Annotated in this window: 15 protein-coding genes; 8 read left to right on the plus strand and 7 right to left on the minus strand. The window is 75.2% G+C overall.

Annotated elements, in window-relative coordinates; all coding sequences use genetic code 11:
* Positions 1-31 precede the first annotated feature (31 nt).
* From IMZ35_RS16730 to IMZ35_RS16745, 4 genes are all read left to right on the plus strand, one after another.
* Entirely contained in the window at positions 32-1,165 is a 1,134-nt protein-coding gene (locus IMZ35_RS16730; protein WP_199442027.1) for a M24 family metallopeptidase, read from the plus strand.
* Complete coding sequence (locus IMZ35_RS16735) at positions 1,162-1,611, plus strand: Lrp/AsnC family transcriptional regulator (protein WP_199442028.1); 450 nt, start codon at positions 1,162-1,164, stop codon at positions 1,609-1,611. Before IMZ35_RS16730 ends, IMZ35_RS16735 begins: the two co-directional genes overlap by 4 nt.
* Positions 1,612-1,641: 30 nt before the next feature.
* The gene (locus IMZ35_RS16740; protein WP_199442029.1) at positions 1,642-2,214 is read left to right on the plus strand and encodes a GNAT family N-acetyltransferase; all 573 of its coding nucleotides are present in this window, start codon (positions 1,642-1,644) and stop codon (positions 2,212-2,214) included.
* Between the two features lie 71 nt (positions 2,215-2,285).
* Entirely contained in the window at positions 2,286-2,744 is a 459-nt protein-coding gene (locus tag IMZ35_RS16745; RefSeq protein ID WP_199442030.1) for a TIGR03618 family F420-dependent PPOX class oxidoreductase, read from the plus strand.
* Between the two features lie 177 nt (positions 2,745-2,921).
* Here IMZ35_RS16745 and IMZ35_RS16750 read toward each other — a convergent pair whose 3' ends face one another.
* The 5 genes from IMZ35_RS16750 to IMZ35_RS16770 all read right to left on the minus strand — a co-directional run bounded on the left by IMZ35_RS16750 (position 2,922) and on the right by IMZ35_RS16770 (position 9,134).
* A complete protein-coding gene (locus tag IMZ35_RS16750; RefSeq protein ID WP_199442031.1) occupies positions 2,922-3,788 on the minus strand; it encodes an aldo/keto reductase in 867 nt (288 codons plus the stop codon).
* Between the two features lie 394 nt (positions 3,789-4,182).
* Positions 4,183-5,238, minus strand: a complete 1,056-nt coding sequence (locus IMZ35_RS16755; protein ID WP_199442032.1) for a GDSL-type esterase/lipase family protein — start codon at positions 5,236-5,238, stop codon at positions 4,183-4,185.
* Positions 5,239-5,288: 50 nt separating this feature from the next.
* Positions 5,289-5,957: an ABC transporter ATP-binding protein gene (locus IMZ35_RS16760; RefSeq protein ID WP_199442033.1), complete on the minus strand. Its 669-nt coding sequence runs from the start codon at positions 5,955-5,957 to the stop codon at positions 5,289-5,291.
* Positions 5,954-6,622, minus strand: a complete 669-nt coding sequence (locus tag IMZ35_RS16765) for an ATP-binding cassette domain-containing protein (protein ID WP_199442034.1) — start codon at positions 6,620-6,622, stop codon at positions 5,954-5,956. The genes IMZ35_RS16760 and IMZ35_RS16765 overlap by 4 nt, the downstream gene beginning before the upstream one ends.
* On the minus strand, positions 6,615-9,134 hold the full coding sequence (locus IMZ35_RS16770; RefSeq protein WP_199442035.1) for an ABC transporter permease: 2,520 nt from the start codon (positions 9,132-9,134) through the stop codon (positions 6,615-6,617). The genes IMZ35_RS16765 and IMZ35_RS16770 overlap by 8 nt, the downstream gene beginning before the upstream one ends.
* A gap of 248 nt (positions 9,135-9,382) precedes the next feature.
* Here IMZ35_RS16770 and IMZ35_RS16775 point away from each other — a divergent pair, with 248 nt between their 5' ends.
* Both IMZ35_RS16775 and IMZ35_RS16780 read left to right on the plus strand, forming a co-directional pair.
* Entirely contained in the window at positions 9,383-10,093 is a 711-nt protein-coding gene (locus IMZ35_RS16775) for a hypothetical protein (RefSeq protein ID WP_199442036.1), read from the plus strand.
* Positions 10,094-10,183: 90 nt separating this feature from the next.
* A complete protein-coding gene (locus IMZ35_RS16780; protein ID WP_199442037.1) occupies positions 10,184-10,510 on the plus strand; it encodes a DUF6204 family protein in 327 nt (108 codons plus the stop codon).
* A 33-nt stretch (positions 10,511-10,543) separates the two neighbouring features.
* Here IMZ35_RS16780 and IMZ35_RS16785 read toward each other — a convergent pair whose 3' ends face one another.
* Positions 10,544-10,984, minus strand: coding sequence for a nitroreductase family deazaflavin-dependent oxidoreductase (locus tag IMZ35_RS16785; RefSeq protein ID WP_199442038.1), 441 nt, complete (start codon positions 10,982-10,984; stop codon positions 10,544-10,546).
* A 72-nt stretch (positions 10,985-11,056) separates the two neighbouring features.
* Entirely contained in the window at positions 11,057-11,416 is a 360-nt protein-coding gene (locus IMZ35_RS16790) for a hypothetical protein (protein WP_199442039.1), read from the minus strand.
* Between the two features lie 112 nt (positions 11,417-11,528).
* Here IMZ35_RS16790 and IMZ35_RS16795 point away from each other — a divergent pair, with 112 nt between their 5' ends.
* Positions 11,529-11,726 carry a hypothetical protein gene (locus IMZ35_RS16795; protein ID WP_199442040.1) on the plus strand — a complete coding sequence of 66 codons (198 nt, stop codon included), beginning with the start codon at positions 11,529-11,531 and terminating at the stop codon, positions 11,724-11,726.
* A gap of 139 nt (positions 11,727-11,865) precedes the next feature.
* Complete coding sequence (locus IMZ35_RS16800) at positions 11,866-13,251, plus strand: MFS transporter (RefSeq protein WP_199442041.1); 1,386 nt, start codon at positions 11,866-11,868, stop codon at positions 13,249-13,251.
* Positions 13,252-13,340: the final 89 nt, after the last annotated feature.

The following is a 13,340-nucleotide window of genomic DNA, read 5'->3' on the forward strand; positions in this document are numbered from 1 at the left end:
GACGGCGGACGGAGGTACTAGGCTCGTCCGCATGGCGACGACGACCACCGGTTCCCCCGACGCGACAGCCCTGCGCGCGCGGCTGGCCCGCGCGGCGTCCGCCGCCGCGGCGGCCGGTGTCGACGCGCTGCTCGTCACGCCCGGCTCGGACCTGCGCTACCTGATGGGCGTGGGAGGGTCCTCGTTCGAGCGGCTCACCTGCCTGGTGCTGCCGGCCGACGGCACTGCGGTGCTGGTGGTGCCGAAGCTGGAGCACCCCGGTTACGCGTCCGTCCCCTTCGAGGAGCTGGGCGTCGAGGTCGTCACGTGGGTCGACGGCGAGGACCCCCACCGCCTGGTGACCGGAGCGCTGCCGGCGCGGGACCGCGTCGCGGTCTCCGACACGACCCCCGCGCTGCACGCCCTCGCGCTGCGCGACGCGATCGGCGGTGAGCAGGTGCTCGCCGGGCCGGTGCTGCGCGAGCTGCGGATGCGCAAGGACGCCACCGAGATCGCGGCGCTGCGCCGGGCGGGCGCGGCGATCGACCGGGTGCACGCGCGCGTGGGCGAGTGGCTGCGCCCCGGCCGCACCGAGGCCGAGGTCGGCGCGGACATCGCCGCCGCGATCGTCGCGGAGGGCCACGCCGTCGCCGAGTTCGTCATCGTCGGCTCCGGCCCCAACGGCGCGAGCCCCCACCACGGCCTGTCCGACCGGGTGATCGAAGCCGGTGACGTGGTGGTCGTCGACATCGGCGGCCCCGTCGCGGAGGGCTACAACTCCGACTCCACCCGCACGTACTCGGTGGGGGAGCCCGCGCACGCCGAGGTGGCCGCCACCTACGCCGTGCTCCAGGCCGCGCAGGCCGCCGCCGTGGCCGCCGTGCGCCCCGGTGTGCCGGCCGAGGCCGTCGACGCCGCCGCGCGCCGGGTGATCGACGAGGCCGGGTTCGGCGAGTTCTTCGTGCACCGCACCGGTCACGGCATCGGGCTCGACGTGCACGAGGAGCCCTACGTCGTGGGCGGCAACGCGCTGCCGCTGGAGGAGGGCATGGCGTTCAGCGTCGAGCCCGGCATCTACCTGCCGGGGCGCTGGGGCGCGCGCATCGAGGACATCGTCGTCGTGACCGCGGACGGCGTGGAACCGCTCAACAACCGTCCGCACGAGCTGGTGGTGTTGCCCGCGTGAGCACCCTGGAACCGATCGACAGGTCCATCCTGCGCGAACTGGCGGCCGACGGCCGGTGCAGCTTCACCGATCTCGCCGAGCGGGTCGGGCTGAGCGTCTCCGCGGTGCACCAGCGGGTGCGCCGGCTGGAGCAGCGCGGCGTGCTGCGCGGCTACGCGGCCCGGCTCGACGGCGACGAGATCGGGTTGCCGCTGACGGCGTTCATCTCCCTCACCCCGATCGACCCGGCCGCGCCCGACGACTACCCCAGGCGCCTGGAGCACCTGCCGCAGATCGAGGCGTGCTACTCCGTCGCGGGAGACGCCTCCTACCTGCTGCGCGTGCGCGTCGCCTCGCCGTCGGGTCTGGAGGACCTGCTGCGGCAGGTCCGCGAGGTCGCCAACGTGTCCACCCGGACCACCGTCGTGCTCTCCACGCCCTACGAGGACCGTCCGCCCGCGGTCTGAACGCACCGGTTTCCCGGTAGCGTGCGACGGGTGCAGCGACCCGCGTCGAACACACCCGGTCCCCGCTACCCCGTGCAGACCGAACGGCTGCTGCTGCGGCCGTTCGTCCCGGACGACCTGGATTCCGTGCACGCCTGGCAGTCCAGGCCGGACGTGGTCCGCTACCTCTACGGCGAGGTGCGCTCCCGCGACGAGGTGACCGAGTTCCTGCGCCTGCGCGCCCGCACGACGTGGCCGCGCGTCGAGGGCGACGTGCTGGGACTGGCGGTGGTGCGCCGCGACAGCGGGGAGGTGATCGGCGACGTGAACCTGGGCTGGCTCTCGGCGCGGCACCGCCAGGGCGAGATCGGCTTCGTGTTCAACCCCGAGCACCACGGCAACGGCTTCGCCACCGAGGCGGCGACAGCCGTGCTGCGCCTGGGTTTCCGCGTGCTGGGCCTGCACCGCGTGATCGGCCGCTGCGACGCCCGCAACACCGCGTCGGCCGCGGTGATGGAGCGGCTGGGGATGCGTCGCGAGGCGCACTTCAGGCACGACGAGGTCTTCAAGGGCGAGTGGGGCGATCAGTACGTCTACGCCGTGCTCGACGACGAGTTCCCCTGAGCGCTTCGGTCACCGGAAGACGCGCCGGGCGGTCATGGCGACCGCCCGGCGGCGGCTCTACCGTCTCGGGGGTGTCACGCCGAGAGCAGATCAGGATGAACCGGGACGAGGTGCGCGCCCTCCTGGACGAGGAGCGCGTGATCACCGTCGCCACCGTCAACCCCGACGGCCGGGTCCACCTCGTGCCGCTGTGGTTCGTGCGCCGCGGCGACGTGGTCGACGGCTGGACCTACGGCCGGTCGCAGAAGGTCGCGAACCTGCGCCGCTCGCCGCTGGCGACGCTCCAGGTCGAGGCGGGCGACAGCTACGAGACGCTGCGCGGAGCGACCCTGGAGTGCGACGTCGAGATCGTCGAGGACCTCGACGAGGTGGTGCAGATCGGCACCGCCGTCGCCACCCGCTACAGCGGTGCCGAGGGCCCGGAGCTGACGGCGTTCGTGCGCGCGCAGGCGGTGAAGCGGGTGGGGCTGCGGTTCGCGCCGACGAGGACGACCACGTGGGACCACCGCAAGCTGGGCGGCGCCTACTGAGGTTCGGCCACCGGCGGCGCGGCGGTCCGCGAGGTGTTCCGGGTGCCGGCGGCGGGGCTGATTGGTCCTGTGTGGACGGACCGTCGCGGTGGGACGCCGTCGTGGACCGCTGGACGCCCGCCGCGTCCGCCACGTGGTCCGGGACCGTCCGGCCTGCGTCCGCCCGGCACCGCCGGATCAGGCCACGGCGGTGAGGGCCGCGTACTCGGCGTCGTCCAGCACGATCTCGGCGGCGGCCACGTTGATCTCCAGGTGGGCCGTGGAGGACGTGCCGGGGATCGGCAGCAGACAGGGCGAGCGCATGAGCAGCCACGCCAGCGCGAGCTGCGACGGCGTGGAACCGTGGTCCTTCGCCACGGCGTCGAGCGGCCCGCCCTCCTTCGCCAGCGCGCCGGTCGCGAGCGGGAACCACGGGATGAAGCCGATCCCGTTGACCTCCGCGTGCTCCAGCAGCGGTTCGGCGTCCCGCGCGGTGAGGTTGTAGAGGTTCTGCACGGTGACGATCTCGGCGAACTCGCCCGCCGCGCGCACGTCGTCCACGCTCACCTCGGACAGCCCGACGTGGCGGATCTTGCCCTCGTCGCGCAGGGCGGCCAGCTCGCCGATCTGGTCCGCCAGAGGCACGCTCGGATCGATGCGGTGCAGCTGGAGCAGGTCGATGCGCTCCAGGCCGAGGTGGCGCAGGTTCAGCTCGACCTGCTGGCGCAGGTACTCGGGGCGGCCGAGGGGCGTCCAGAGGTCCGGCCCCTGCCGGGTGAACCCGACCTTCGTGGCGATCACCAGGTCGTCGGGGTAGGGGTGCAGCGCCCGGCGGATCAGCGCGTCGGCCACGAACGGGCCGTACGAGTCGGCGGTGTCGATCAGGTTCACGCCCAGCTCGACGGCACGGCGCAGCACGCGCACCGCCTCGTCCGGGTCCCGCGGATCGCCCCACACGCCGGGACCGGCCAGCTGCATCGCGCCGTAGCCGAGCCGGTTGACGGGCAGGTCACCGCCGATGGTGAACGTGCCAGCGGCGTCGGCGGGCCTGGTCGACGTGGTCATCACAACACTCCTCGGGTGGACTGCGGCGTGCACCTCACGGTGTCAGTGCGGGGGAGGCCCGGCAGCGCGTGGACGGGTGAAGCGCTGAACCGGGGTGTCGATCACGTGTTCGGGAGCGTCTTCCGCACGGCGTGCCGGGGGCAGGGTCGGGACCGCGCTGCTCCCGGCCCTGACGGCCACCACCTCGCCGGACGCGCCCGCCCCTGCGGTCCCGGTGGTGTCCGGAACCCGTCCGGAGCGCCCGCCGAACGGCCCCTCCGCTCCCGGCTCCGCGGCGGGGACGACGTCGAACGCGTCCGGCGATCTCCGAGAAGCTCGCCCGCGTCCGCTGTCCGACCGACGAGCGTGCCCGCGCCCGCCCCCGGCGTCGTGGCCGTCCCGCCGGAACCGGCCGTCAGTCGGCCGTGGCCTCCGGCTCGGCGCGCAGGCCGTCCCCGGAGGCCACGCAGCGCGCCGCGCGGTCGGCGGTGCCGAGGAACTGGCTCAGGCACTGCGCGAAGGCCGCGTGCCCGCGTTCGTTGGGGTGGAACGACTCCTGGAGCACGTGCGAGGCGCGCGACTCGTCGCGCAGGCCGTTCCAGTCGACCTGGAGGCGGGTGAACCACTCCCGGCTCGCGTCGTCCCCTCCCGTGCAGGCCTCGTGCCCGGCACCGGCTCCCGACAGGTCGAGGAACCGCGCGTCCACCGTGTTCGCCGCCTCGCGCAGCCCGTCGGCCAGCTCGCGGACCGCCGTGTCGCGCACCCACGTGGCGTCACCGCCGCGCACCGGGCACCCGGCGAGGTTCTGCAGGTTCCTCGGCACGTCCGGTGCGACGGGGGAGGCGTAGGACTGGACGACGAGGTCGTAGGAGCTGGGGAGGTACCCCGCGTCGCGCATGACGGTCCGCACGTCGGCGAGCGCGGTGACGACCTTCGGCACCATGTCCCTCACCCGCTGCGGCCACTGCGAGTCCAGGGTGTCGCGGCAGTCGGCCCTGCGTTCGAGCCACGCCTGCACGCAGCGCCCGAGCACCTCGGAGAACCGGGGGTCGTCGTTGGCGCCCACCGCGATCACCACGGCGACCACGCGGTGTGTGCGCGCGACCTCGGCCAGCCGCGCCGCCTGGGACCGCTCGGTGTTCTGGAGCTGGTCGGTCAGGCTCACGGCGGTGGAACTGGCGCTGGAGCACGCGAGGTTGACGGTCCGCTGCACGCCCGGCACGACCGTCGCGTTGATCTCCGCGCGCGCCGAGCGGTGGCACCAGTTCCCGTTCTCGCCGTCGGTGCCGGGCTCGTACTCGCCCGCGCCCTCGCCGGACATGGTGCTGTCGCCCATGGCCACCACGGCCGTGGGCGCGTCGAGGCCCGGCCCCCGCCTCTGCGGGACCGGGTGATCGCTCGCGACCACCACCAGCGTCAGCAGGGGGACGACGAGCAGCAGTGCCAGCGATCGACGGACCAGGGAGGACATCGGGCCCGAGTTTACCGGCGCGACGGCCGGTGGGAGCGGTGAGCGGCCCGTCAGGAGCGGGGTACCGCGTCCCGGTGCTCGATCACCCCGTCGGTCAGCACGAGGGTGCGGTCGGCGGCCCGGTGCACGTCGTCGTGGTGCGTGGCGACCAGCACGGCGGACCCGGTGTCGGCGGCCCGCCGCAGCAGGCCCACGGCTGCCGGGGCGCTGCGCTGGTCCAGGTGCGCCGTCGGCTCGTCGGCCAGCAGGACCACCGGTTCCACGACCACCGCGCGGGCGAGCGCGGCGCGCTGCTGCTGCCCGAACGACACCTCGGCCGGGTAGCGGTCGGCCAGGTGGTCGATGCCCAGCTCGGCCAGCAGGTCGTCCACGACCGTCCCCAGCTTCCGCCGCCGTCCGGGGCCCAGCCGCAGCGGCAGCGCCACGTTCTCCGCGAGCGTCAGCTCGCCGGACAGCCCCATCGCCTGCGGCAGCACCGCGCACGTCCGCCACGACGGCGGCCCGGCCAGCGGGGCTCCGGCCAGCCGGACCTCGCCGGAGTCCGGCCGCTCGAACCCGCACAGCACGGCCACGAGCGCGCTCTTGCCCGACCCGGACGGCCCGGCCAGCGTCACGAGCTCCCCGGCCTCCACCGACAGCGACACCCCGCGCAGCACGGCCACCGGCCCGCTGGCGTGGGAGAAGGAGCGGCGGACGTCGACCGCCTCCAGGGCGCTCACGCGATCACCGTGCCGTCGCGCAGGGAGAGGACCGTCGTCCCGAGGCCGACCAGTCGCGGGTCGTGGGACGCGACCACCACCGGGACGCCGCGCCCGGCCAGGTCGCTCACCGTCTCCAGCACCAGGTCGGCCGAGCGCGCGTCGAGCTGCGAGGTCGGCTCGTCCGCCAGCACCACCGACGCTCCGCGCGCCAGCGCGCACGCGAACGCCAGGCGCTGCTGCTGCCCGCCCGACAGCGCCGGAGTCCTCCACCGGACGACGTCCGGCAGGCCGAACCGCGTCAGCAGCTCCTCGGTCCGGTCCGGCTGCCCGGCCGCCTGCGCCGCCGCCCGCAGGTTCTCGCCCACCGACAGGTGGGAGATCAGGTTGTCCGACGGGTTCTGGAACACCAGGGCGATCTCCGTGCGCCGCAGCCGCCTGCGCCGGCGCGAGGACAGGCCGGCCGTCTCCCGCCCGTGCAGGACGACGCTGCCGCTGGTCGGCCGCTCCACCAGGCTCAGCACCCGCAACATCGTCGACTTCCCCGACCCGGACGGCCCGGCGAGCACCGTGACGCCGCTCGGCGGCACGGTCACCGACACCCCGCCGACCGCCGTCACGGTGCCTCCGGGCGTGCGGTACTCCACCCGCACGTCGGTCGCCCTCAGCACCCCGTCCTCAGCCACGGATCAGCTCTCCGACGCGCGCGGCGCGGGCGGTGCGCAGCGCGGTCCAGGCGGCGACGGCCACGACGAGCGCGGCGACGCCGAGGGTGGTCAGCAGCAGCGGCAGCGGGTCCGGCAGCACCGGTGACGGGTTCAGCCACGGCGCCGGGTCCAGTTCGGGCACCGCGAACCCGGTGCTGATCGCGCTGGCCGTGCCGCCCACGGCCACCGCGACGAGCGCCAGCGCGCCCAGCTCCACCAGGTGACTGCCCAGCAGGGTCCGCCAGCGCATCCCCATCCGCGCGCTCAGCGCCCCCGACACGGCGTTCTGCCTGCGCCGCGCCTCGATCGCCAGCAGCAGCGCCGTGGCCGCCACCACCGCGAGGACGGCGCCGACGGCGGTGACGAACCCGAACGTCCACTCGATCATCAGGAACGGCAGGCCGTCCAGGACCGCCGTGCGGTCCTGGACGTTGGTGTAGTGCAGTCCGGCCGCCCGCAGCGGCGCGGTCAGCTCCGCGAGCGGTCGCGACGACCACAGGTGCCACGACCCGACCTGGTCGACGGCGGGCACCGAGCCCCGCGCGACCACGTAGCCGCGGGTGCCGAGCTTCGGGAACGAGTCGAGCCGCTCGCGCGGGTCGAGCGTCGGCAGGCCGGGCGGGCGGACCCCCTGCTCCGGTGTGCGGCCCAGGCGGATCGCGGGCGCCGCGTCGCCGGTGCGGGTGAGCCCCCTCAGCAGCGCCGTGAGCCGGGCCGGATCGTGCCCGCCCAGCCACGCGCCGTCGGTGAACGTCTCCGGGTCGACGACGAGCGCGGTGCTGCTGACGCCGACGAGGGTCGTCGTGCCGCGCAGCTCCGCCGGCATCTCGACCCCGCCCCTGGCCATGTCCACGCTGACCTGCACGGTGCTGCTGGCGCCGACGAACGTCCCGGACTTCTCGGTGAGCGCGGCTCCCTGCGCGTTCGCCACGCTCGTGCCCACGGCGATCGTGCCGATGGCGAGCGCACCGACCAGCAGCACGCCCGTCGCGGGTCCGGCCGTCGCCGCGAGCCGCCGCAGCGCGAGCTGCGCCGCCGGGGCGCGCCACAGGTCCGCCCGGTGCGACAGGCGCAGCGCGATCCGCACGAGGCGTGCGGCCACGAGTGCCGTGGTCAGCACCACCAGCAGCGGGAACGCCAGTGCCGCGGCGTCGATCCGCGGCAGGGAGGCGAGCTTCTGGTCCGTGCCGAGGCCGCTGGCCAGCAGACGCCGCCACGCCAGCCACGCCAGCGCCGCGGTGGCCAGCTCCCACGGCACCGCGGCCAGCACGCGCCGGGCGCGGCTGCGCGCGGCCTCCGGCGCCGACTGGAACTCCCGGTGCGTGTGCGCCGTCGCGACCAGCACCACGACCAGCGTGCTCCCGGCGATCACGCCCAGCACCGCCAGCGCCGCGGTGGCGGTCACCCCCTCCTCCAGCGCCGAGGACGGCGAGTACACCGGCAGCAGCGCCCGTGCCGCGCCCAGGCCCAGCACGCCGCCGAGGACGAGCGGCAGGCCCAGCTCCAGCACGGCCCGCCCGCCGAGGGCGAGCGGGCCGGAGCCGCGGCACCACAGCATCCGCAGCTCGGTGTGGCGGCGCTGCGCCCACTGCACGGTGACGGTGCCGAGCCCGGCCAGGCCGACGAGGAGGCTGATCAGCGTGAGCGGCAGGATCGCCGACCGCACGTTGGCGGCCGTCTGCCGGGCCGCGGAGATCGGACCGGCCAGGTAGGAGCCCCTGGTCAGCCGTCCGTCGCGCACCTGCGCGGTGATCCGGTCCAGGAGGGCCTCGCCGCCGGTGAGCAGCGCCTCGGCCTCGTCCACGGTCTGCGGGACGCGGTCCGCGGGGAAGCGCAGCGTGAGGCTCGCCGACCCGGCGAGCCTCTCCGGGAGCTGCTGGAACGACTCGGCCGACGGCAGCCAGATCACCGACGCCACCTCGCCGTCGCCGACGAGCGGGTTGCGCACGACGGTGGTCCGCTCCGAGCACCACCACGGGTCGACCGGATCGTTCAGGTCGGCGTAGATCGCGGTGACGGGCGGCAGCTCGCCGTTCTCCCCGCGGTCGCCGAGCCGCACGCCGGCGGTCCTCGCGATGCTCTCCGGCACCCACAGACCGTCCCGGCCGCCGCCCTCCAGCACGGTGAGGTGGTCGGTGGCGCCCTCGCGGTGGCCGAAGCGCGCCCACGTGGCGCGACCGGCGTAGTCGGGCCGCACGATCGCGGTGTACAGCGCGGGCAGCACGGCCCGCCCGCCGGACTCGGCGCGCGCGACGTCCACGGCGCGCTGCGCGCTCGCGGCGGTGAACCCCTCGCCGTCGAGCACCGGGTGCGCGCTCTGCTCGCACAGGCGTCCCTCCTGGTGGACCACGGCGGCGCTGCCGGAGGCGGAGGAGTGCATCACGGCGGCGGCGACCACGAAGCTCAGCAGCAGCGTCGTGGCCGCGCTGACCAGCAGCGTCAACGGACTGGACAGGGCCGCGCGGGGAGCGGCTCTCCAGGGGATCTGCACGACCGCACGCTATACGGCGGCACGTGCGCCCGGACCGATCTCGACCGGAAGGTGACGTTCTTTCCGGTCTCGGGGTTCTGCACGTTCACCCGGAGGTGTTCACCCGGACCCCGGTGGCCTCGGCATCGGCGTCCCGCTCGGTGTGCCGCCCCGCTCGGCGCGACGATCCGGCCGCAGGGGCCCGCGACGGCCGCGCCCTCGTAGGATCGGGTGGCGAGGAGTGGGCGACCCGGGGGGCTCGCGTGGAGATGCGCACAGATCTGAAGAGTCCGGCGCTCGTGCACCTGTGCCGGGCGCTCGCGGGGCGGCCGCTGGACGAGATCGGCGACGAGGACCTGTACGGCCACCTCGTGCACGCGCTGCGGCAGCAGCACGCGGGCGGGTACTTCGAGGCGCAGCGGGCTCCCGAGCTGGACGGCCTCGCCGACGCCGTGCTCGCCCGCCTGGTGCGCGGCTGGTTCACCAACCCCGCGCTGCGCTCGCCGCAGGCGTGGTTCACCGACGACCCGCTGATCCGGCCGTTCCGCGCCGGGGACGGCTCGCTCGGGTCCGTGCTGGGGGAGAAGCCCGCGCACGCGCTGTGGACGTCGTCGTTCCTGCCCAGCGGGCTCAGCGCCTGGGAGTGGGGCGAGCGCGCCGAGTTCGGTCCCGGCCGCCGCCTGCACGCGCTGCACTTCACCGAGGCGAGCGCGGTCGTGTTCACGATCGACTCGGCGCGCGACCACGCCGACCTGGTCACCCGCTACCCGCGCCCGGCGCCGGGTGGCCTCGCGCACGTCGCGTGGTCCGACGTCGCCCGCGACTTCCACGCCGTGCGGCTCACCGCGCGCGGGCTCGTCCTGGCCGAGCACGTGGACGTGGCGACGCCGCACGGGATCGCGCGGCTGCGCGGCTGGGACAGCGAGTCGACGGCCTGGCTGTCACCGCCGCCCGACGCGCACGTCGTCCCCGTCGACTAGCGATATTCGGGTGCGGTCCCGCGGTGCCGTCGGCTACTGATGTGTCCGCGACCGCGCGAGGAACGACCCGCGCGGGTGAGGAGTGGACCGATGGGCGAGCAGGACGACGTGTACCGGGTGATCGTGCGGGGCAGGTTCGACGGCCTCGACGACGGGCGCAGGGCGGCGCTGCTGGCCGTCGCGGACGAGCACGACGTGCTGACCTCGGGCACGACCGACGAGGGCACGCTCGCCTACGACCGCTCGCTGGACTTCTTCTCCTACCGGGTGCGGCTGACGGCGCGCGACGAGCGGGCGGCGCAGGACGCGGCGCTGCGCCGGGCCGGTGCGGCGCTGGACGTCCTGGGCGCCGACTACCGCGGCCTGAAGGCGGTCGCGACCAACGCCTCCGCCATCCGCGTCCGCCGCAAGCGCTGACGGGGTAACCGGCCACCCCGTCAGCGCTCGTGATCAGGAGGCGACGGGCTCCAGCACGAAGACCGGGATCTCGCGGTCGGTCTTGCGCTGGTAGTCGGCGTAGTCCGGGTACGCGGCCACGGCGCGCTCCCACCAGACGGCCTTCTCGTCGCCGGTGACCTCCCGCGCGACGTAGTCCTTGCGGACCGGGCCGTCCTGGAGCTCGACCCTCGGCTCACCGCGCACGTTGTGATACCAGACGGGGTGCTTCGGCGCACCGCCCATCGAGGCGACGACGGCGTAGCTGCCCTCGTGCTCGACGCGCATCAGCGGCGACTTGCGGATCTTGCCCGACCTGTTTCCCCTCGTGGTCAGCACGATCACGGGCATGCCGCCCAAGGTCGTGCCCTCCGTGCCGCCGGAGCTCTCGTACAGCTCGACCTGGTTGCGCACCCACTCCTCGGGACTGGGCTCGTACTCGCCGCTCAGTGGCATACCGCTGATCCTCTCCGCACCGTCGGAGGCGCACCCGTGATCGGTGCGCCTCTCGGCGAAACAGCGCGGGGGTCAGCGGGATTCCCGTGCGGCCGGACGAGTGCGTCCCCACGGCTTGACCACGGACAGCGCCGTGCAGGCGAGGTACGTCGCCGGCGACACCGACGACGCCACGACCAGCCCCGACGCCTCGCCGCCGAGATCGGCGAGCCGGTCGGCGGGCGTGGCCGCGGTGAGCGCCGCCGCTGCGCGGACGCCCGGCAGCAGCGCGAACGGCGTGAGCACGAGGGCGGTCGACGTGAGGACGAGCTTCACGACCACCCACCGGTGCCGCAGCAGCCCCCACGGCGTCCACGCCGCCAGCGCGAGGCCGGTCGCGAACGCGCTGACCGCCACCGGCAGGAGCAGCGCGTCGCCGAGCAGCGCCAGCACGAGGTGGACCGCGTGCTGGACGCGCGGACCCGTCGTGCCGGCCGCGGCTCGTCCGGCTGCGCTCCCCGACGCAGCCCGGCCGGGAACCGATCACCGGTGCTACGGTCCCGGCGTGCCCACGTCGCAGAAGGTCCTCCTGGCCGGAGTCGGGATCGGTGTGCTCGCCGTCGTCGTCGGACTGATCGGCGCGGGGAACTCCGTCGACGCCAACATCGGTGCGGGGCTGCTCGTCTTCGCAGGCACCGGTGTCGCGGCGCTGTCCGCTCTGGGGTGGATCGTCGCTGTCGTCGTGCAGCGCGCCAAGCGCTGACACAGATCGTCGTCACACCGGGGAAGATCCCCCGTTCGTGTGACGTTGTTCCGCGGTGACGCGGGACGCCGCCGTCGGCACCGTCCGGCGAGGGGCGTTCCGACGACGCGAGAGCGCGACTGCGCGGAACGGGGTCCTGATGGCGGTGTCCGGTACCGGACGTCTCGACGGCGACGTGCTGACGAGGGAGAGCGCAGGAGCACCCCCGTCGCGCGACGGGGGCGCGGCACGGGCGGGGCTGCTGCTCGGCGTCCTGTACGGGCTGGCGGGCTCCGGCGCGTCCGCGGCGGCCGTGGCGCTTCCCGCGCTCGGGGTCGACCTGGACGTGGCGGGCACGACGACCGCGTGGGTGCTGTCGGGCTACGTGCTCACGCTGGCCGTGACCACCGCCGTGCACGGCAGGCTCGCCGACGTGGTCGGCGTCCGCGCTCCCGTGGTGGCGGGCGTGGTGATCATGGCGGTCGGCTCGGCGGTGTCCGCGCTGGCGTCGTCCTTCCCGCTGCTCCTCGCCGGCCGGGTGGTGCAGGGCGTCGGGGCCGCGGCGATCCCGGTGCTGGCCACGGCGCTGCTCAGCGCTCGCTACGAGGGCGCGGCGCGGGCCGGCGCGCTCGGGCGGCTGGCCGGGGTGGCCGGTGCGTTCGGCGCGCTGGGACCGTTCCTCGGCGGTGCGCTCGCGCTGGCCGGCACGTGGCGGCTGACGATGGCGCTGCCGGTGCTGGGCCTGCTGTTCCTGCCGCTGCTGTGGCGGCTCGCGCCGAGGACCGGTTCGGGCGGGACGTTCGACGGCCTCGGGGCCGTGCTGGTGGCGTCGACCGCGGCCGGGCTGGTGCTGCTGGTGCAGTCGCCCTCGGCGGGACCCGTCGTCGCGGTGGTCGGCGCCGTGCTGCTCCTGCTGGGCGTGCCCCTGGTGCTGCGGCACGTGCGGCGGCGTCCCGACGGGTTCCTGCCCCGCCCGGTGGCCACGTCGAGGGTCCTGATCACGTCCGCTGTCGCGGCGGCCGCGGTCCCGCTGACCTGGTTCGGGACGCTCGTGGCCGTCCCCGCGGTGCTCGCGCAGCGCGGCTGGTCGCCGCTGGCCATCGGCGCCCTGCTGGTCCCGAGCGCGGTGGTCGGCCTGCTCGCCGCCCGCGTGGTGGGCCGCGTGCTCACGCGGCTGGGCGCGCCGAGGACGCTGGCGACCGCCGCGGCCCTGTCCGCGGTGTCCTCGCTGGTGGCCGCGCTCGGCGTGGTGGTGCCGAACCACGTCGTGGCCGCGGTGCTGCTGGGCGCCGGGGTGTGCGTGGTGGCGGTGGCCTTCGCCTTCGGCCAGCCCGCGATGATCGCCGCGGCCGGGAACGCCGTCGCGCCGGAGCAGCGCGGTGCGGCACTGGGAGTCGCGACGCTGGTCTTCCTGGTCGGCGGCGGTACCGGCTCGGCCGTCATGGGCGGCCTGCAGGGGCTGCTGGGACTGGGCGGGTGCCTGCTGCTGATCGCCGCGCCGTCCGTCGTCGCCGCTCTGGTCGTCCTGCGGCTGCCCCGGTCCTGACGCGGAGCGGGTGCGACGCCGCACCCGCTCCGCGGCCTCGTCCGGCCGCTCGGCGAGCGAAACCGTCGGTGCCGGCCGGACACTGGAGG

Source organism: Umezawaea beigongshangensis (assembly GCF_016464305.1).
GTDB lineage: Bacteria > Actinomycetota > Actinomycetes > Mycobacteriales > Pseudonocardiaceae > Umezawaea_A > Umezawaea_A beigongshangensis.